The following is a 20,054-nucleotide window of genomic DNA, read 5'->3' as shown; positions in this document are numbered from 1 at the left end:
CAACTGCACTATGGCGCATTGCGACGCCGGGTGATGCGGGAGCCATCCACACCATCCGCTCAGCCGACCTTGGAGATCCAAAATGATGCATCAACGCGCCAATTTCTGCAATGATGGGCTGCTTTGCAGCATTCACGATGGGTAACAACGGTAAGCTCAGGAGAGAAGCGCGACTTTGCAAGGTACACAAACTGAGCATAGCGGCCAAACAAGTCCGTTTCGGCTAACTAGGGATCTTAAGCCCGACAGCTTCAAATTCGTCTTTTAGGTTCTCCCAGCTTTCGGTATTCATTGCGCCTGCAGAACCGCGTCTACCTCTGGCAGGTGGGACTTCCACATTGGCTCGCCGTCCATTTTGGCATTGGCGGGCTGTCCGGCTAGGTCGAAATATGGGCGGGCAGCACGTTCGCGTATGGGCTTTGGTTGCCCTGTTCTCGTCGGCAAGGTTGGACAGGCCTTGTGTCTGCGTTGATGAGACATTGCTGATGGACGCGTTCAGGCTCGTGTTCAATTGCGCCAGGGCCGCCGTTTGCAAAGCCGCCGCGACATAGTCTTGCACCAGCGGCGAGGGGTGATAGCCGATTGCGCCGAGACGACCAGGTCAGGTTTCCACGGCAGGTCAGTGGAGTGCAGGGGCATCCATTGCGCCTTGATCACCTCGGCCGCGAGCCAGGAGCGGCCAATAGCGGCGATGCGGGGGCGGGTTTCATTCGACATAGCGAAATCCTTGAACGGCGCGGAGGTGTCCACCCGATACGACCGTTGTCCCACAGTATTCCGATCGGCAATTGCTCTCGCTGCAACCGTCGTGTTCTGGCTCCAAAGCAATGAGGCTGGAGCCTAAGAGATAGCGGGCTGTAGGGTAGATGTGGAGAGCTGCAGGATGGAACTATTTCAGGGCTATAAATTTTAAGCTTGAAATAAAAATGACACTGCCTGATATTGCGGCAACATACTCTAGAGTGCACCGATTTTAAGGAGAGCCCCATGCCTGCCATTTCAGTACATCCCGAAGGGTGGAAACCGGCCAAGGGCTACGCCAATGGCATGGTCGCCGAAGGAAAGCTGTTGTTTGTGGGCGGCCAGATTGGCTGGACCGCTGATCAGATCTTTGAAGAGCACGGGTTTATCGGCCAGATGAGCCAGGCGCTGCGTAATATTCTCGAAGTGGTGGAGGCTGCTGGCGGTCAGGCCAGTGATATCACCCGCCTGACCTGGTATGTGACTGATAAGGCTGAGTACCTGGCGCATCAAAGCCAGGTTGGTGCTGCCTACCGTGCAGTTATGGGCTATCACTTCCCGGCCATGACCATGGTTGTGGTCTCGGCGCTGGTCGAAGACGAGGCCAAGGGTCGAGATCGAAGCAACGGCTGTTCTGCCCTCTTAGACCTTTGAAGTGATGCGCGACATGCAGATTGAGGCCGGTGGGGAGAACCGCCGGTCTTTGTGTTTCTGCTACGTGCTGCGGAGAGCCCGCCAGTCCTGCATAGGCGTCCAGTCCTGCGTAGGCGTTCAGTCCTGCGTAGGCGTCTTGTCCTCGGTTGAGCCTCCCCTGTGAGCATTCAAGTGAGCATTCATGGCTGATCAAGCGAGATAAAGGCGGCTTGCAGCTGTGCATGCCCAACAGCTTCAAACGACACTTATTTACAGTCGGGCCGGACAAACTTTATAGGCGGGCCAGACAAAGGGGCTGGCATGGTGCGCGCGTATGGACAGTTTTTTGAGCCTGCTCAAGAAATGGGCGATGTGTTTTATCATCTTATATTAGGGTGTTAGGCTGAACTCCTGATGGATGCGGCAGGGTTTTTTGCAATTTTCAAAATTTTACCAGTTGATAAAAAATCAAACTGTGGCACTCTGAGTCGTATAAGAACACAGTCAGGGAGACACCCAATGGCGAGTAGCCATCAGGCATCAGGCATTCAGGCAGGGCGATTGGCCGCTCCTGAGATCGCCGACAATTTTGGGGATCTACATCCCGCATATGACGCGCATGAGGCCTCGGTGGCTGCAGATCGTTGCTATTTCTGCTATGATGCGCCCTGCATGACCGCATGCCCCACCAGCATCGACATCCCGCAGTTCATCCGCGAGATTCAGGCCGGGCATCCGGCCTCGGCGGCCAAGACCATTCTGGATCAGAATATTCTGGGTGGCATGTGCGCGCGGGTCTGTCCGACGGCACCCCTCTGCGAAGAAGCCTGCGTGCGTGAAGCTGCCGAAGGCAAGCCGGTCGAGATCGGCCGTTTGCAGCGGTTTGCCACGGATCTGATTATGCAGCGCAATGAGCATCCCTTTAGCCGTACCGCCAGCACAGGCAAGCGGGTTGCCGTTGTTGGTGCAGGGCCTGCTGGCCTGTCGGCGGCGCATCGTCTGGCGATGCTGGGCCATGACGTGGTGATGTATGATGCCAAATCAAAGGCGGGTGGCCTGAACGAATTTGGTATCGCCGCCTATAAATCGACCGAGAACTTTGCCGCGCGTGAAGTGGACTGGCTGTTGCAGATCGGCGGCATCACCGTTGAATACGGCAAAAAGCTGGGCACTGACCTCACGCTTGCGGCGCTGCAGGGCGACTTTGACGCGGTGTTCCTCTCTATTGGTCTGGCCGGGGTGAATTCCCTGCGGGCCGAAGGTGAGGAGCTGGACGGTGTGCGTGACGCGGGGGACTTTATTGAAGAGCTGCGCCAGGCGGAAGATCTGACGACGCTGCCCGTTGGCCGCAATGTTGTGGTCATTGGCGGTGGCAGGACGGCGGTGGATGCTGCTGTGCAGTCAAAACTGCTGGGGGCTGAAAACGTCACCATCGCCTATCGCCGCGACCGTGAGGCCATGGGCGCCAGCCGTTTTGAACAAGACCTCCCGGCCTCTTAAGGCGTGACGCTGCTGTTCAATGTGATGCCCGTAGCCATCCATGGCAACGGGGCTGCAGCCGAGATCGAGCTGGAGTATACCAGCGTCGAAGACGGGCGTGTGCGCGGCACCGGTGAGACCATGCGTCTGGCCGCCGAACAGGTCTATAAGGCCATCGGTCAAAGCCTTGTGGGCCAGCCAGAAGAGGTTGAGCTTGAGGGCGGCAAGATCATGGTCGACGCAACCGGGCGCACCTCGGTGGCAATGGTCTGGGCCGGGGGCGACTGTGCCTCGGGTGGCGAAGACCTCACCGTGACAGCTGTGGCCGAGGGCCGCGATGCCGCAATGGATATTCATACGAGCCTGATGGGCTGAGCAAGCCGGGGTCGTCGCCCAGGCAACGGCCCCAAGCGAGCATGGGAAGGAGCAGACAAATGGCTGATCTGACAACAGAATTCCTGGGGATTAAATCTCCAAACCCGTTCTGGCTGGCCTCGGCGCCGCCCACGGATAAAGAATACAATGTGCGGCGTGCCTTTGAGGCCGGCTGGGGTGGAGTGGTCTGGAAGACCCTCGGCTCCGAAGGCCCGCCCGTGGTCAATGTGAACGGCCCGCGCTATGGCGCGATCTTTGGCGCTGACCGTCGCCTGCTGGGGCTGAACAATATCGAGCTGATCACTGATCGCTCGCTTGAGATCAACCTCGAGGAAATCACCCGTGTCAAAAAGGACTACCCGGATCGTGCGGTCATTGTGTCGATCATGGTGCCCTGCGAAGAGCAGGCCTGGAAAGACATCCTGCCCAAGGTTGAGGCCACCGGTGCCGATGGCATCGAGCTGAACTTTGGCTGCCCGCACGGCATGGCCGAGCGCGGCATGGGCGCGGCTGTGGGGCAGGTGCCCGAATACATCCAGATGGTGACCGAGTGGTGCAAAAAGTACTACTCAAAGCCCGTGATCGTAAAGCTGACGCCAAACATCACTGACGTGCGCTTTCCGGCGCGTGCGGCCAAGGCGGGCGGTGGCGACGCGGTCAGCCTGATCAACACGATCAACTCGATTGTCTCGGTGGATCTGAACCTGATGGCGCCCGAGCCCACGGTTGGGGGCAAAGGCACCCACGGCGGCTATTGTGGCCCTGCGGTAAAGCCCATTGCCATGAACATGGTGGCCGAAATCGCCCGCTGCCCACAGACGGCAGGCCTGCCGATCTCGGCCATCGGTGGCGTGACCACCTGGAAGGACGCGGCAGAATTCATGGCGCTGGGGGCTGGCAACGTACAGGTCTGCACCGCCGCGATGACCTATGGCTTTAACGTGGTCAAAGAGATGATCCCGGGCCTGTCGACCTGGATGGATGAGCAGGGCTATACTTCTACCCAGGACTTCATCGGCATGGCGGTTCCCAATGTCACCGACTGGCAGTATCTGGATCTGAACTATGTTGCCAAGGCCGAGATCGATCAGGACGACTGCATCAGTTGTGGCCGCTGTTTTGCCGCCTGCGAAGACACCTCGCACCAGGCCATCGAGATGAGCGCTGACCGGGTCTTTACGGTTAAGGATGATGAATGTGTTGCCTGTAATCTCTGTGTGAGTGTCTGCCCAATCGAGGGCTGTATCACCATGGAAGAGGTTGCTGCAGGTCAGATTGATGAGCGCACCGGCAAGGTAGTCTCGGGCGACTATGCCAACTGGACAACGCATCCCAACAATCCCTCAGCGACAGCTGCGGAATAAGCGTTTTTCCCCTGTGGGGACAGACTGAAAAGGGGCGGTGCCATGGCGCTGCCCCTTTTGCATTTGTGGTTTCAGGCCTGTGATTTCTGACCTGCGTCAGACAGGGTTAATTATCTTTAACTTTTGGGCGTAAGCATACGCCGATAAAGAGTTTCCAGGAACTCAGGGGCGGCATCAAAAGGGTCTTCGCCTTCCATGAGCATGCGAACCTGTACGTCAAAATCCGCATAGTGCTGGGTCAGCGCCCAGATGGAAAACATCAGGTGCTTGGGGTGCGTCTGATTGATTTTTCCTGCCGCCATCCAGGCCAGCAGAACCGCTTCTTTTTCTTCCAGCAGCACCCGCAGATCCGTGGACAACGCGTCAAGCATACGCGGCGCACCCTGCACGATTTCATTGGCAAACAGTCGGCTTTCTCGCGGAAAATCCCGGCTCATCTGCAGTTTGCGCTGCACATAGGCAAGGATCTCTTCCAGCGGATCGCCCTCGGCATCTATCTCGCGCATCGGGTCAAGCCAGGTATCCAGCAGCTCTGACATCAGCGCGGTGAACTTCGCGTCTTTGGAAGGAAAATAATACAGCAAATTCGGCTTTGACAGACCCGCCTGGTTGGCGATCTGATCCACGGTCGCGCCGCGAAACCCATGCGCTGAGAACACCTCAAGCGCGGCCTCCAAAATTGCTGCGCGATTCTTTTTCTGGATGCGGGTGGGGGGGCGGTCCTTGGGCATTGTGGATAAGAGATCCTTACTGGCCGTTGCGCGGGAGAGATCGCCCGCAATTTGCGCATTTTCCCCCAGGTTTCTGGGGAATTCCGAGCCAATGTGACTCAATTTCTTGACTGGTGCCGAACCCGTGATAGCGTGAGTTTGACCAGTTGGTCAAATCCAACTCTTTGGAAACCGACCAACGCTTCAAAGCCACCAATTGGTGCCAAGCCAAGAATAACCCGCTTGATCAGCGGGGGGAACAGGAAGGAAGCTGCGATGACGTCTTTGGGACAGAATCTGAAAATCAACGGCGACAGGCTCTCCCAGAGCCTGATGGATATGGCCAAGATCGGCCCCGGTATCGCAGGGGGTAACAATCGCCAGACCTTGACCGACGAAGACGCCGAGGGGCGCGCCTTGTTTCAGAAATGGTGTGAAGAGGCCGGCTGCACCATGGGGCTGGACCAGATGGGCAATATGTTTGCCCGCCGCGAAGGCACGGACCCCGACGCGCTGCCGGTCTATGTGGGATCACACCTGGACACGCAGCCGACCGGTGGCAAATACGATGGCGTTTTGGGGGTGCTTGCGGGGCTGGAATTGATTCGGTCCCTGAACGACATGAATATCAAGACAAAACATCCCATTGTGGCGACAAATTTCACCAATGAAGAAGGCACGCGCTATGCGCCGGCCATGCTGTCATCGGGGGTTTTTGCCGGCATTCACACCCAGGACTGGGCCTATAATGTCGAGGATGCCGAGGGCAAGAAATTTGGCGATGAGCTAAAGCGCATCGGCTGGCGCGGCGACGAAGAGGTTGGCGCGCGCAAGATGCATGCTTTCTTTGAGCTGCATATCGAACAGGGGCCCATTCTGGAGGCTGAGGGCAAGGATATTGGTGTCGTCACCCATGGTCAGGGTCTCAGCTGGACGCAGGTCACTATTACCGGGCGCGATGCGCACACGGGCTCCACTCCGATGCCGATGCGCCGCAACGCGGGCCTCGCCATGGCGCGGGTGCTTGAGGCGGTGGACGAAATCGCCTGGTCACATGCGCCAAGCGCTGTTGGGGCGGCGGGGCATATCGACGTCTATCCCAACTCACGCAATGTGATCCCGGGTAAGGTGGTCTTTACCGTCGATTTCCGCTCACCAGAGCTTGCCGTGATCGAAGACATGGAGCTGCGTCTGCGCGAAGAGGGCAAGGACATTGTTGAAGCCATGGATATGCAGATCGAGTTTGAAAAGGTCGGCGGCTTTGATCCGGTGAAATTTGACGAGACCTGTGTTACTGCTGTGCGCAGCGCGGCTGACCGGCTGGGCTATTCGCATCTTGATATCATCTCTGGTGCCGGCCATGACGCTTGCTGGATCAATCGGGTGGCCCCAACTGCGATGATCATGTGCCCCTGCGTTGATGGGCTTTCGCATAACGAGGCGGAAGAGATCAGCAAGGACTGGGCAGAAGCTGGCGGCAATGTGCTGTTCCACGCGGTTGTTGAGACCGCGGAAATCGTTTCCTGACCCAGCAAACAGGGCTCTGACCGTGCAGTCCCAGCAGGGCTGCGCCCCGAGAGTTTCGGGACAGATGCAAAAAACAGCGCGCGCGACACGCGGCAAAAGAAACATTGGAGGCGTAAATCGCCCCGTCTCAGGGAGTTTTATTCATGAGTAAAGTCATCAAGAACGGCACAATCGTCACGGCCGACCTTACCTACAAAGCGGATGTTTTGATCGAAGGTGGTGTGATCACCCAGATCGGCGCCAATCTGAAGGGCGACGAAGAACTCGACGCCACCGGCTGCTATGTCATGCCGGGCGGGATTGACCCGCATACCCATCTGGAAATGCCCTTTATGGGCACCTATTCCACCGATGATTTTGAATCTGGCACCCGTGCCGGTCTGGCTGGCGGCACCACGATGGTGGTGGATTTTGCCCTGCCAAACCCGGGCGAAGGCATGCTGGACGCGCTAAAGCGCTGGGATAATAAATCGACCCGCGCCAACTGCGACTACTCGTTCCACATGGCTGTGACCTGGTGGGGCGAGCAGGTCTTTGACGACATGAAGACGGTGATCGAGACCCGCGGCATCAATACCTTCAAGCACTTCATGGCCTATAAGGGCGCTTTGATGGTCAATGATGACGAGATGTATTCCAGCTTTAAGCGTCTGTCGGAGCTGGGTGGCATCGCCATGGTGCATGCCGAAAACGGTGATGTGGTGGCGGAACTCTCGGCCAAGCTGCTGGCCGAAGGCAATACCGGCCCCGAGGCACATGCCTATTCACGCCCTCCCCAGGTCGAAGGCGAGGCCACCAACCGTGCCATCATGATCGCTGATATGGCGGGTGTTCCGCTCTATGTGGTGCATACCTCCTGCGAGGACAGCCATGAGGCCATTCGCCGGGCGCGTCAGCAGGGCAAACGGGTCTGGGGCGAGCCGCTGATCCAGCACCTGACGCTGGACGAGAGCGAGTATTTCAACCCCGATTGGGACCACGCCGCCCGTCGTGTCATGTCGCCACCCTTCCGCAATAAAATGCACCAGGACAGCCTCTGGGCCGGTCTGCAGTCGGGCTCGCTTTCGGTGGTTGCCACCGATCACTGTGCCTTCTCGACCGAGCAGAAACGCTATGGCCTTGGCGATTTCACCAAGATCCCCAATGGCACCGGCGGCCTTGAAGACCGGATGCCGATGCTCTGGACCCATGGCGTCGCCACCGGCCGCATCACCCCGAACGAGTTTGTCGCGGTGACCTCGACCAATATTGCCAAGATCCTGAATTGCTACCCGAAAAAGGGTGCGGTTCTGGTGGGGGCCGATGCCGATCTGGTGGTGTGGGATCCGGAAAAGTCCAAAACGATCACCGCAGGGACGCAGCAGTCGGCCATCGATTACAACGTCTTTGAGGGCAAAGAGGTCAAAGGCCTGCCGCGCTTTACCCTGACACGTGGCCAGGTTGCGGTGCATGATGGTGAAATCCGCACCCAGGAAGGCCATGGCCGCTTTGTTGAGCGCGAAGCCAACACCACGGTGAACAAGGCACTCTCCAGCTGGAAAGAGCTGACCGCGCCGCGGCCTGTAGAACGCACTGGCATTCCCGCAACCGGCGTATAAAAGAGCTGGGCTGCCCCGGACCGACATCGCGTGTCTGTCTTTGAGGCGGCCCACTCATAGTCTGAGCAAGGCGAAGAAATGAATACTCAAACGACTACCCAGGCCCATGCCCAACAAGGTGCCACCGAGGCCGTCGTCGAAGCGAAAAACCTAGATCTGGTTTTCCCGACAAATGACGGCTCGGTGCAGGCGCTTAAGGATGTGAACCTCACCATCAACAAGGGCGATTTTGTCAGCTTTATCGGCCCCTCGGGCTGTGGCAAAACCACGTTTTTGCGGGTGATGGCGGCGCTGGAACATCCCACGGGCGGCTCTATCACGGTCAATGGCATGAGCCCGGATGAGGCCCGCAAACAGCGCGCCTATGGCTATGTGTTTCAGGCCGCTGGTCTGTATCCCTGGCGCACCATTGCCAAGAATATCAAGCTGCCGCTTGAAATCATGGGGTACTCAAAGGCCGAACAAGACAAACGTGTAGAGCAGGTGCTGGAACTGGTAGAGCTTACGGGCTTTGGTGGAAAATACCCCTGGCAGTTGTCGGGCGGCATGCAGCAGCGTGCCAGTATTGCGCGCGCGCTGGCCTTTGATGCCGATATCCTGCTGATGGACGAGCCTTTTGGGGCGCTGGATGAAATTGTCCGCGACCACCTCAATGAGCAGCTTTTGAAGCTCTGGGCGCGCACCAACAAAACCATCGGTTTTGTCACCCACTCGATCCCCGAGGCGGTGTATCTGTCGACCAAGATCGTAGTGATGAGCCCGCGTCCGGGCCGCATTACCGATGTGATCGAGAGCACCTTGCCGCGCGAACGCCCGCTGGATATTCGCGACAGCCAGGAATTTATCGACATCGCCCACCGGGTCCGCGAAGGCCTGCGGGCAGGGCATGCCGATGATTGATCTTCTGCGTGTCATTCTGACAAGGGAGGCGGGGGTATGAAGACTTTTCTTTCCGTCCTCACCGTGCTGCGGCCATTGTGGCCTTTTGGTACGCCGCCTGCGTGCCGATGAACATCAAGGGCGTGCTGGACGCCGCTGAACGCGCCGGGGCCGAAGTCACCCCTGCGACCTCTAAAGCGCGCCGCGACATGGGGACCTTTGGCCTGGTTGCTGGCAATACATTTGCCATCGCCGATACCTTTGCGCAGGACCGGCCGCGTCTGCCGGCGCCGCATCAGGTGATGTCAGAGCTGTGGAAGACCACGGTTCAGAAGAAAGTCACCTCGAAACGCTCGCTGGTCTATCACGCGCAGGTGACGCTAAAGGCAACCTTGCTGGGGTTTGTCATCGGCACTGGCCTGGGCATTTTGCTCGCCGTGGGGATTGTGCATTCACGCGTGATGGATATGTCGGTGATGCCCTGGGCTATCGTCAGTCAGACCACCCCGATTATTGCGCTGGCACCGATGATTATCGTGGTGCTCTACTCAATCGGGGTGCAAGGCATCCTGCCCAAGGCGATCATCTCGGCCTATCTCAGCTTCTTTCCTGTGGTGGTTGGCATGGTAAAGGGCTTGCGCAGCCCGGATGCGATGCAGCTGGATCTGCTGAAAACCTATAGTGCCAATACCAATCAGGGCTTTTGGAAGCTGCGGCTGCCGTCGTCGATGCCCTATCTCTTTACCTCGCTCAAGATCGGCATCGCGGCGTCCCTGCTGGGGGCTATCGTGGGAGAGCTGCCAACGGGTGCGGTTTCCGGCCTTGGCGCGCGTCTGTTGGCGGGCAGTTATTATGGCCAGACCGTGCAAATCTGGTCAGCCCTGTTTGCCGCAGCCATTCTGGCCGGGCTCTTGGTGGCCTTGCTTGAACTCATCGAGAAGGCAGTGCTCAAACGGATGGGAATGGTGTCATGATTGAAGTCATTCTTGCTGTGGTGGTCTGGTGTGCTGGCTGGTGGCTGAACAGCCGTCTCGCCAACTCTGCCGCCGCCAGCACCCGTGCAGTTAAACTGCTGGTGCCTGTGATCTTTGGTGTCACTGTGCTGATAATATGGGAGCTTTTGGTGCGGGGGCTTGAGGTGTCGATGGTGATCCTGCCAGCGCCGAGCCTGATTGCTGACCGCTTTGCCAGCTCCTTGCCGATCCTGTGGAAGGATCTGCAGCAGACCTTCCTGAAGGGGGCGCTGTCGGGCTATATCATGGGCTGCTCTGCGGCGCTTTTGATGGCTGTTGCGGTGGATCGCAGTGACTTTTTGCGTCGCGGGCTGTTGCCGGTGGGCAATTTTGTCGCGGCGCTGCCGATGTTGGCACGGCCCCCATTCTGGTGATGTGGTTTGGCTTTGACTGGCAGTCCAAGGCGGCTGTTGTGGTGGTCATGGTGTTCTTTCCCATGCTGGTGAACACGGTTGCGGGCCTGCGCGAAACCTCTGCCATGCAGCGCGATCTGATGCAGACCTATGCCGCCAGCTACTGGCAGAGCTTTTTCAAGCTGCGCCTGCCGGCCGCCTTGCCCTTTATCTTTAACGGGCTCAAGATCTCGACCACGCTGGCGCTGGTTGGTGCGATCGTTGCTGAATTCTTTGGCTCGCCCACCGTCGGGATGGGGTTTCGGATTTCTACCAGCGTTGGCCAGTTGGCGCTTGATATGGTCTGGGCCGAAATCGTGATGGCAGCTCTTGCCGGGTCTTTGTTTTACGGCACAATCGCTTTGGTCGAGAAAAGCCTGACCTTCTGGCACCCGTCACAGCGCGGCTAAAACATTATCAGGCCACTCCGTGTTTTGGCGCGGGGTGGCTATGACCAGAGGAGCGCTCTGGTCTGGTCCTTTAAGATGGTGAAAAATTAACCACGTGACCGGAAACAACGCTCAAGAGCTGCGCAAAAAGCCTAAAGGTTTTAGGTAAATAAAATAATAATATTTGATCGAAGGGTCAAATTCGCGCAAGCTTTCTTCATAACCTAAATCAGGGAGAACGATCTCATGAAACACATTTTGACAGCAGCCGGTCTGGCACTTGCAACTGTCGGTGCCGCACAGGCGTCGGACGATGTAAAACTGCAGCTGAAATGGGTGACACAGGCACAGTTCGCTGGCTACTATGTGGCCTTGGATAAGGGCTTTTACGGCGAAGAAGACCTGAACGTCACCATCCTGCCGGGTGGCCCAGACATTGCACCAACTCAGGTTATTGCCGGTGGCGGCGCTGACGTCACTGTTGAGTGGATGCCTGCCGCCCTGGCGGCCCGCGAAAAGGGTCTGCCGCTGGTCAATATCGCCCAGCCCTACAAAAGCTCTGGCATGCAGCTGACCTGCTGGAAAGACGCCGGCATTGCGACGCCTGCGGATCTGTCCAACCGTACCCTGGGTGTATGGTTCTTTGGCAATGAATTCCCCTTCATGAGCTGGATGAGCAAGCTGGGGATCTCAACCGAAGCCAAGGGAGAGATGGGCGTCGAGGTTCTGAAGCAGGGCTTTAACGTTGACCCTCTGTTGCAGCGTCAGGCCGATTGCATCTCGACCATGACCTACAACGAGTACTGGCAGGTCATCGATTCCGGTGTGGCTCCCGAAAAGCTGATCACCTTCAAATATGAGGATCAGGGCGTCGCGACGCTGGAAGATGGTCTTTATGTGCTGGAAGAGAACCTGGAAGACCCGGCTTTTGTCGCCAAAATGGAGCGTTTTGTGCGCGCCTCGATGAAGGGCTGGAAATACGCTGAAGCGAATCCTGATGAGGCCGCTGATATCATTCTGGAAAACGATGCCTCTGGCGCGCAGACCGAAATGCACCAGCAGCGTATGATGCGTGAAGTTGCCAAACTGACCGCCGGCAGCAATGGCGCGCTGGATGTGGCCGACTATGAGCGCACCGTAAAAACCCTGCTCGAAGGCGGCGACTCGCCCGTTATCACCAAGATGCCTGAAGGCGCCTGGAGCCATGTCATCACCGACGCCGCTCTGAAGTAAGCCTGCGCCTGTTCTCCTCAAGGGATCGTTCGGTCCGTTGAGGAGGCTTGGGGACAGGATCAGACCGGCCCCTCTGAGAAAAATTAGTCCGCTGAACCCCTGGGTTTGGCGGTTTTTTTGTGCGGCCTCATAGGCCTGAAGCGGATATTTATCAAGGGGTAAGCAGGAGCGCGTCTAAAGCTGCCCCAGGAATCCACCGTACTGCCCGTGTTTAAAGATCAAGCCATTGCCGGGGCGCGTCGTGACGGAGGTCACCTGGCCCAGTACTATGGTGTGATCGCCTGCGGGATGTGCGGCATAGTGGCGACAGTCAAAGCGGGCGATGGGGCCGGACAGGGCAGGGGTCTGCGCCTCGCTGAGATGCCAGTCCACCTCGGTGAAACTATCGCCATCGCGGGCAAAGTGCTGTGCCATTTCCAGCTGGTCTTCAGCGAGAACATGGATGGAAAAGCTCTTGGCTGAGACAAAGGCGTCATGGCGCAAAGAGCTGTGGCCCGGGCACCAGAGCAGCAGTGGCGGCTCTATTGAGACGGAGGTGAAGCTGTTGACCGTGATCGCCAGAGGGCCACTTTCGGTCATGGTGGTCACAACTGTAACCCCGGTGCCAAAGCATCCCAGGGCATCCCTGTAGGCCCGGGCGGTGTCAGCACCGGGAATGAAACTGGTTTGTGGCATGTCGCGCGCCTTTGTTCAGGTCTTGCTGCCTGCCTGCCATGTGCCACCGTGATTGTCCACCGGGTTCAGGTCTTCCAACAGGCGTCCGTGGCGGCGCGTCTGGGCAATGACCTCACCCAAAGTGTCAAAGCCGAGCGCCTGCAGCATCGGGATCATTTTGACCAGCGCTTCGGCGGTGGCCTGGGCATCGCCCAGTGCGGTGTGGCGCAGTGCGGTGGGAATGGTGATGTCCAGCCTGTCGCACAGCGCATCAAGCGTGTGTGGAACCGAGGCGCCAAAAAGAACGGCGCTCAGCAGCACCGTGTCCAGAATAGGGTGATCCCATTGCACCTTTGCAGCCGCCGCGTGGCGGCGCAGAAAGGCCATGTCAAAAGGCGCATTATGCGCCACGATCACTGCATCCGAGGCAAAAAGATGAAAGGCGGCAGCCGCCTTGGCAATAACCGGTGCCCCCCGGACCATGTCATCGCTGACGCCATGAACCCGGGTTGACGCCTCTGGAATGGGCCGCTGTGGATCCACAAGGGTGTCAAACTGCTCGCCTTCGATGAGGCGGCCGTTTAGCACCCTGAGGGCGCCGATCTGCACGATCTCGTCCTTATGCGGCAAAAGCCCCGTGGTTTCGGTATCAAACACCGCAAAGCACAGCTCTTTTAGGGGCCGGTCCTCGATCTCCAGCAGGGGCCGGTCGAGCAGATCAAAGTCAAAAATCAGCGGCCGCGCCGCCTCCGGGGAGATTTCGGCCACGGCTGCGTCAAATATGACCGATATAGCCCTCACCCTCTCCCAGCGGTTTCAGGCGCAGGCTATAGCTTTGCGCCCCGTCGCGCCCCGTGACACTGGCAAGGACTTCTTTGCCGGTCCTGATCATCTGTTTATGCGCCGCCTTCAGTGCGGCCTGATCCAGATAGTCAAACAGACAGGCATTGAGACGCGGATGCGCGATCTGGGCCAGCACGGCTGCCGCCTGCGCATCATAAAGAACAATGCGATGGTCAGGCCCCAGCAGGACGGTGGCGACAGGCAGCTCGCTCAACAGAGCGGTAAGGCGCGCCTTTTCTGCCTCCAGTCGGGCGGTTTCCTCGGCTATATCGCGGGCGCGGAGCAGGGTTGCATCGCCCAGCTGCCCGGCGAGCCCGGCGGCCGCAGGTGCAAGATCGCCAAGATACCGGGCGAATTTTTCATCAATAGCACGGCTCACACCGCCATGGGCCCGCACCCGCATCTGCGAGGCCAGAGCCTCGATCGGCTTGGCGACATGCTCGTCAAACAACAACCAGATGGCAGCACACAGCCCCAGAATGGAAAACGAGCTAAGCAGGCCTGCAAAAACAAAGGGGTCCAGCAGCGCAGGCAGGCCTGCGCGCTGATAACTGATCCAGAGCCCTGCCATGACCACCGCGATGGAGCCAAAGGCCAGCAGGCAAAAAAACAGAAAGATCCGTAACCGAAGGCTCAGATAGGTCAGCATAGCTCAGCCTCCACAAACTGCGGTCAGTATGGCATCCTTGCGCGACGGTGAGATCCAGTCCACGCCGTCAATTTCACCCGTGTCGGAAAACGTGGTCTGTGCGGCAACCACGGCGCGCCGCCAGGAGGCGCAATCCACTACGGTGGTCAGCTGGCTGATGGGGGCCCAACGGCCAAAGAAAAAGATTTCTGCCAGATGCTGGTCAGGCTGGTTGGAATGGCTGCGCAGGGTGGCGGTGTCAACGGCGACAAAGCGCTCAGTGTAGGGCACCACATAGGTCCAGGGGCGGTAAAAACTCTGGCGCTCCACCGCTTCGGCGACCACCAGCCCGTCGGGCAGATTGGCAACCGTGCGCCCGTACCAGCCGTATTCCGACGCGACCGTGACGCCAATCATCGCAAGCCCTGCAGCCACCGGAGCCAGCCATGCAGGCAGTCGGTTGCCAAGCGTCCGGTTGACCAGCATGACGACACCAGCCACCGCCACACCGGCAAAAATCACTGCAATCAATTCCAGAAACATAGGCTATCCTTTGTGCGTTTGGTGCCAGCTGTCGAAGCTTGCTTGCTGGGTCTGTTGTGCCCTTTGTACCCTGTCGGGCCTGAGCGTGCGCGCGCCCGGCAGAGCATGATAGGGCTCAGCCGAGCATAGATTTACCGTGTCCAAGCGCGGATTGCATGGTTTTTACCACAACAAAGGCATCGCGCAGATGACTTCGCTCAAAGTCGGACAGAGTGGAGGGCATCAGGTAGTTATCTGGCGCTGCGCCGCGGCGCACCAGAGCGGCCTGATGTTCCAGCCGGGTCGGGGCGTTCAGGTCATAGGCATCTATCAGATCGCGCGCCCCGCTTGGGCTGATCGCGCCGACGGCAGCTGCGGCCTCAAGGCGGGCGCGGGTGTTTACCGCCGGGATCCTGGCCTGCAGCGCATAGATACGCCCCAGATCGGTGACCGGAACCACGCCATTGTGCTTCATGTCCAGTGTGTTGCGGTGCTCTCCTGACCGGATGGTGGCAAAGCCGCGCAACAGGCCCAGGGGAGGTGTGTGTTTCAGCTCGTTTGAGGTTAGATGCGCGACAAAGATCGAATTGGCGCAGGCGGCGGCCAGAACCTCTGTCTGCAGCCCTGCAAACAGGCTGGGGTCGCCGCCAATCGGGCGCAGATCAAACATCACCGAGGCCAGCATTTGTGCTTCGGGGCCGGGTTTGTTGATCCAGCCGTCAAAATAGTCGCGCCAGATGCGCAGCGGCTGACGCCAGCGCGGGTTTGAGGCCATCATATCGCCAGGGCAATAGACATAGCCGCAGGTATTGAGCCCGTCACAGACAAAGGCGGCCAGCGCGGCAAAATAGGCCTCGCCCTTGGCGTCGACCGTATCGGCCAGGATCAGGCATTTGTCTTGATCCGACACGCCGGTCTGTTCTTGTCGGCCCTGACTGCCACAGGCAAGCCAGAGATAGGGAACCGGAGCTGGTCCCAGTTTCTCCTCTGCCAGGGTCAGCAGGCGTCGGGTGACGGTGTCGGCAATATCTGTGATCAGCCGGGTGACCACCTCGTGGCGGTTGCCGCCGGCCACCAGCTGTACGAGCAGACGCGGAATCTCAGCTGTGACCTTTGCCATCGCCTCTGCCGTGGTGGCGCTCACAGGCTGGAGACCAGCTCAGCCGAGCTGACGGCCTGAAACCGGGTCAGATCGGGCTGGGGGGTGATGCCCAGCAGGCTGCCGTTTTGCACGATTGGTATATGGCCGATATGCAGCTCCATCATCGCGTGCAGCACGTCTGATCCAATGGCAGAGGGGGGCAGGCAATGGGGCGCTCGGGTCATGATCTGCGACACGGGGGTCGAGAAGGGCAGGCCCTCGGACAGCAGTTTCTCGGTGAGGTCACGGGTGGTCAGGATGCCCTGCAGGGCGTCACCGTCACTGATGCAGACACAAGAGATATGATGCTGGCGCATCAGTTGGGCCGCACCCTGACAGGTGAGCCCCGCCGAACAGGTGACAGGAGGCGCTGCCATGATGCTTTCGGCGCGGATTGTGGTGAGACCATTCTGGCGACTGGCCTCAGGTCGGCGGCGATCAATGAAGCGGGCAACCGCGGGTTCGGCCTGCATCAGCGCTTCAAAATCATCGCGGGGTAGCAGTAGCAGTACAGATGCCATTGAGGCGGTGGCAGAGGTGACAGCCCGTCCGCCACGGGTCAGCCCCCGTTCACCAAAAGAATTTCGCGACCCCAGAACAGAGATCGCCATGCCGTTTTCGTCCATCACTTCGACCTCGCCGTGGTGCACCAGATACAGACCTGCGAGATCCTCGCCCAGGCCATAGACCTGTGTGCCGGGGGTGATCGACAGGATTTGAAACTTTGGCGCGAGATCCCTCAGGACCTGGAGGGCAAGGCTGTCATAGGGGTGCACGGAGGTCAGAAAGCGGATCAGATCTGTTTCAGAAAGCGGCATCGTCAGGACCTGTCTTGAGGGAAGGGGTTGTAAGAGAATATAGCTGCCGGCCTAGGCGTAACCTGGGCCGGCGTGAGGATAAAAAGGGACGGACCGTTACGGCGGGAGGCCTGCGTGTGGCCCGTCCAGGGAGGGATCAGTGATCCTGTGCCACGCCGGCACCGCGTGGAATACGGACGCTTTCCACCAGATCTTTGATCTCCTGCGGGGTTTCCTTGGTCAGGCTGGCAACCACATAGGCGACGGTAAAGTTGACCGCGGCGCCAATGGCACCAAAGGAGGTCGACTTGATCGTGCCCAGCAGCGGGTCAGCATCGGTAAAGGAGTTGGTGTCCGGGATGAACAGCCAGCCCTTGTGCAGGAAGATATAGATCAGGGTAACACCCAGACCAGACAGCATCCCCGCCACAGCGCCGGTGTTGTTGATCTTCTTTGAGAAGATCCCCATCATCAGGGCCGGGAAGATCGAAGCCGCCGCCAGACCAAACGCCAGTGCCACGGTTTGCGGCGCAAAGCCGGGAGGGTTGAGGCCCAGGTAGGTAGCTACTGCAATAGCCACAGCCATGGCGATACGGGCTGACAGCAGCTCGTTTTTCTCCGAGATATTCGGATTGAGCGAGCCTTTGATCAGATCGTGCGAGGCCGCGGAAGAGATCGCCAGCAACAGACCGGCCGCTGTGGACAGAGCCGCCGCAAGGCCACCGGCCGCAACAAGACCAATAACCCAGGAGGGCAGGTTGGCGATTTCAGGGTTGGCCAGAACCAGGATATCGCGGTTGAACTTGGTCAACTCGTTGCCAGTCCAGCCCATGTCAGCCGCTTTGGCCTGCATCTCGGCGTTCTGGTCGTTGTAGTACTGGATATGGCCGTCGCCATTTTTGTCTTCCCAGGCCAAAAGCCCGGTTTTCTCCCAGGTGGCCATCCAGTCATAGCGGGCATCATTCTCGATCTGTTCAACCGAAACGGCCTGTGCGTCGGTGCCGTTGGGCCACATCATATCGGTGATGTTCAGACGCGCCATTGCACCAACGGCAGGCGCCGTGAGGTAGAGCAGCGCAATGAACACCAGCGCCCAGCCAGCGGACCAGCGAGCATCCGCCACGCGCGGTACGGTAAAAAAGCGCATGATGACATGCGGCAGACCAGCTGTGCCGATCATCAGAGACAGGGTAAACAGAACCATGTTGAAGGTATCGGCGTGATGCGCTGTATACTCGTTAAAGCCCAGCTCGCGCACGATTGCATCCAGTTTCTGCAACAGCGGCTCGCCACTTGCGACGTGATCACCAAACAGACCCAGAGCAAGGCTCGGGTTGCCGGTCAGCTGCAGCGAGATAAAGATGGCCGGGATGGTATAGGCCATGATCAGCACGCAGTACTGCGCCACCTGGGTGTATGTCACACCCTTCATGCCGCCAAAAACAGCATAGGCAAACACAACGCAGGCACCAATCAGCAGGCCGGCGGTGTTGGAGACCTCCAAGAAGCGGCCAAAGGCTACGCCAACGCCGGTCATCTGACCAATTACATAGGTGGTTGAGGCCACAATCAGACAGATCACAGCCACGATCCGCGCGGTGGGGCTGTAGAACCGGTCGCCGATGAACTCGGACACGGTGTATTTGCCAAATTTGCGCAGATACGGCGCCAGCAACAGCGCAAGCAGTACATGGCCGCCGGTCCAGCCCATCAGGAAGGAGGAGTTGTCATAGCCGTTAAAGGCGAAGAGGCCCGCCATGGAGATAAACGAGGCTGCCGACATCCAGTCGGCCGCCGTCGACATGCCGTTGGTGACAGGATGCACGCCGCGCCCGGCGGCGTAGAATTCCGATGTAGAGCCCGCACGAGCCCAGATCGCGATGCCGATGTAGAGCGCGAAAGACGTGCCTACAAACAGCAGGTTGATGGTAAACTGATCCATGGGTTACTCCTCCTCTACGCCGAATTCACGATCCAGCTTGTTCATCCGGAAGGCGTAGAAAAAGATCAGCGCCAGAAAGACCAGGATTGACCCCTGCTGGGCAAACCAAAAGCCCAGATCGGTGCCGCCGACGGCGATGCCTGACAGCATGGGGCGCAGCAAAATGCCGAATCCAAATGATACGACAGCCCAGATCACCAGGCTGACAAGAATGATCCGCACATTGGCCTTCCAATAGCCCTTATCGGCCTCGGTCGTCTGTGCAGCGTTTGGTGTGTCGTCCGCCATGGCGGCTCCTCCTTAACTTTCTTTAGGGCCTGGATGAGGGGTCAAACAGGCATGCGCTCCTTGTTTGCCTGCGCCGGTGTTTTCGTTTGAAAACAAGGCCTCAGGCATGGCTCCGCCGGTCTGCTGACGCGGGTGTCAGAAGGGGTCGTCGGAAATTTCCGGTATGTGGTGTGGGACCCCGCTGAGCAGGCAGGGCCCCTGGAAAGGCTTAGGTCGTGTTAGGACGTGACCTCGGTGACAATTCTAGCAAGTCCGCCAGCAATCGCCTTGATCTCACCCATTGCATCAATCTTTTTCAACGCGCCTTTGCTGTCGTAGTAGGCAATCAGCGGCGCTGTCTGTTCGTGATAGGCCGCCAGACGGCTGGCGACGGTTTCGGCATTGTCATCGGCACGGCGAGACATCTCCGTGCCGCCGCATTTGTCACATGTGCCGACAGTCGCGGGCTGCTTGAAGCTGTCGTGATAGCCCTCCCCGCAGCCTGCACAGGTGTAACGGCCCGAGATGCGGGCCACCATGGCACTGTCGTCCACCTCTAGGCTGATGGCGGCGTTGATCTTCTGACCGCTTTCCGCCAGCAGCCCGTCCAGCGCCTCGGCCTGCACTGTGGTGCGCGGGAAGCCATCAAGGATCACGCCTTTGGCGCAGTCAGGCGCGGCCAGGCGGTCGCGCAGGATATTGATGACGATCTCATCCGACACCAGTCCACCGGCTTCCATCACCGCTTTGGCGGCTTTGCCCGCCGGAGTGCCCGCCGCAACTGCGGCGCGCAAAAGGTCGCCGGTCGAAAGCTGCACAAGGCCGAATTTCGCTTCGAGAACACGGGCCTGCGTGCCCTTCCCGGCGCCGGGGGGGCCGAGAAGGATGAGAACGGCAGGGCGGGTTATCACATCGGTTGTCATTGTC

12 protein-coding genes and 6 pseudogenes are annotated in these 20,054 nt (G+C 58.8%); 9 read left to right on the top strand and 9 right to left on the bottom strand.

The annotated features are described in order from the left end of the window. Positions 1–507: 507 nt before the first annotated feature. The gene (locus tag B4968_RS23330; RefSeq protein ID WP_139792957.1) at positions 508–717 is read right to left on the bottom strand and encodes a hypothetical protein; all 210 of its coding nucleotides are present in this window, start codon (positions 715–717) and stop codon (positions 508–510) included. A gap of 270 nt (positions 718–987) precedes the next feature. Here B4968_RS23330 and B4968_RS21060 point away from each other — a divergent pair. From B4968_RS21060 to preA, 3 genes and pseudogenes are all read left to right on the top strand, one after another. Next, positions 988–1,387, top strand: a pseudogene (locus B4968_RS21060) (RidA family protein). A gap of 506 nt (positions 1,388–1,893) precedes the next feature. Next, positions 1,894–3,228, top strand: a pseudogene (locus B4968_RS21055) (NAD(P)-dependent oxidoreductase). Between the two features lie 59 nt (positions 3,229–3,287). Further along, positions 3,288–4,592 carry an NAD-dependent dihydropyrimidine dehydrogenase subunit PreA gene (gene preA, locus B4968_RS21050; protein ID WP_083101190.1) on the top strand — a complete coding sequence of 435 codons (1,305 nt, stop codon included), beginning with the start codon at positions 3,288–3,290 and terminating at the stop codon, positions 4,590–4,592. 116 nt (positions 4,593–4,708) lie between these two features. Here preA and B4968_RS21045 read toward each other — a convergent pair whose 3' ends face one another. Further along, positions 4,709–5,323 (bottom strand): TetR family transcriptional regulator C-terminal domain-containing protein, encoded by a 615-nt coding sequence (locus B4968_RS21045; RefSeq protein WP_083101189.1) that lies wholly within the window; start codon positions 5,321–5,323, stop codon positions 4,709–4,711. Positions 5,324–5,578: 255 nt separating this feature from the next. On the opposite strand from B4968_RS21045, the gene B4968_RS21040 reads away from it, so the two are divergent. The 6 genes and pseudogenes from B4968_RS21040 to B4968_RS21015 all read left to right on the top strand — a co-directional run bounded on the left by B4968_RS21040 (position 5,579) and on the right by B4968_RS21015 (position 12,333). Further along, positions 5,579–6,829 carry a Zn-dependent hydrolase gene (locus B4968_RS21040; RefSeq protein WP_083101188.1) on the top strand — a complete coding sequence of 417 codons (1,251 nt, stop codon included), beginning with the start codon at positions 5,579–5,581 and terminating at the stop codon, positions 6,827–6,829. Between the two features lie 143 nt (positions 6,830–6,972). After that, a complete protein-coding gene (gene hydA / locus B4968_RS21035; RefSeq protein ID WP_083101187.1) occupies positions 6,973–8,427 on the top strand; it encodes a dihydropyrimidinase in 1,455 nt (484 codons plus the stop codon). 78 nt (positions 8,428–8,505) lie between these two features. Beyond that, positions 8,506–9,327 carry an ABC transporter ATP-binding protein gene (locus B4968_RS21030; RefSeq protein WP_083101186.1) on the top strand — a complete coding sequence of 274 codons (822 nt, stop codon included), beginning with the start codon at positions 8,506–8,508 and terminating at the stop codon, positions 9,325–9,327. 36 nt (positions 9,328–9,363) lie between these two features. After that, positions 9,364–10,280 (top strand): annotated as a pseudogene (locus B4968_RS21025) (ABC transporter permease). Continuing rightward, positions 10,277–11,121 (top strand): annotated as a pseudogene (locus B4968_RS21020) (ABC transporter permease). Before B4968_RS21025 ends, B4968_RS21020 begins: the two co-directional pseudogenes overlap by 4 nt. A gap of 225 nt (positions 11,122–11,346) precedes the next feature. Further along, positions 11,347–12,333 carry an ABC transporter substrate-binding protein gene (locus B4968_RS21015; RefSeq protein WP_083101185.1) on the top strand — a complete coding sequence of 329 codons (987 nt, stop codon included), beginning with the start codon at positions 11,347–11,349 and terminating at the stop codon, positions 12,331–12,333. Positions 12,334–12,507: 174 nt separating this feature from the next. Here the strand turns inward: B4968_RS21015 and B4968_RS21010 are convergent, their stop codons facing one another. The 7 genes and pseudogenes from B4968_RS21010 to B4968_RS20980 all read right to left on the bottom strand — a co-directional run bounded on the left by B4968_RS21010 (position 12,508) and on the right by B4968_RS20980 (position 20,050). Beyond that, on the bottom strand, positions 12,508–13,008 hold the full coding sequence (locus B4968_RS21010; RefSeq protein WP_083101184.1) for a flavin reductase family protein: 501 nt from the start codon (positions 13,006–13,008) through the stop codon (positions 12,508–12,510). A gap of 15 nt (positions 13,009–13,023) precedes the next feature. Continuing rightward, positions 13,024–14,479: pseudogene (locus B4968_RS21005) on the bottom strand (3'-5' exonuclease). Positions 14,480–14,482: 3 nt separating this feature from the next. Then, complete coding sequence (locus B4968_RS21000) at positions 14,483–15,001, bottom strand: hypothetical protein (RefSeq protein ID WP_083101183.1); 519 nt, start codon at positions 14,999–15,001, stop codon at positions 14,483–14,485. Between the two features lie 115 nt (positions 15,002–15,116). Beyond that, a pseudogene (locus tag B4968_RS20995) lies at positions 15,117–16,939 on the bottom strand (DUF294 nucleotidyltransferase-like domain-containing protein). A gap of 136 nt (positions 16,940–17,075) precedes the next feature. Beyond that, entirely contained in the window at positions 17,076–18,860 is a 1,785-nt protein-coding gene (locus B4968_RS20990) for a sodium:solute symporter family protein (RefSeq protein WP_083101182.1), read from the bottom strand. Between the two features lie 3 nt (positions 18,861–18,863). Next, positions 18,864–19,148 (bottom strand): DUF4212 domain-containing protein, encoded by a 285-nt coding sequence (locus B4968_RS20985; protein ID WP_083101181.1) that lies wholly within the window; start codon positions 19,146–19,148, stop codon positions 18,864–18,866. Between the two features lie 218 nt (positions 19,149–19,366). Next, on the bottom strand, positions 19,367–20,050 hold the full coding sequence (locus B4968_RS20980) for an adenylate kinase (protein ID WP_083101180.1): 684 nt from the start codon (positions 20,048–20,050) through the stop codon (positions 19,367–19,369). Between the last annotated feature and the right edge of the window lie 4 nt (positions 20,051–20,054).

This window comes from Pseudophaeobacter leonis (assembly GCF_002087335.1).
Lineage (GTDB): Bacteria > Pseudomonadota > Alphaproteobacteria > Rhodobacterales > Rhodobacteraceae > Pseudophaeobacter > Pseudophaeobacter leonis.
The sequence above is the reverse complement of the archived record's forward strand: the minus strand, read 5'-3'. Positions and strand labels throughout refer to the sequence as shown.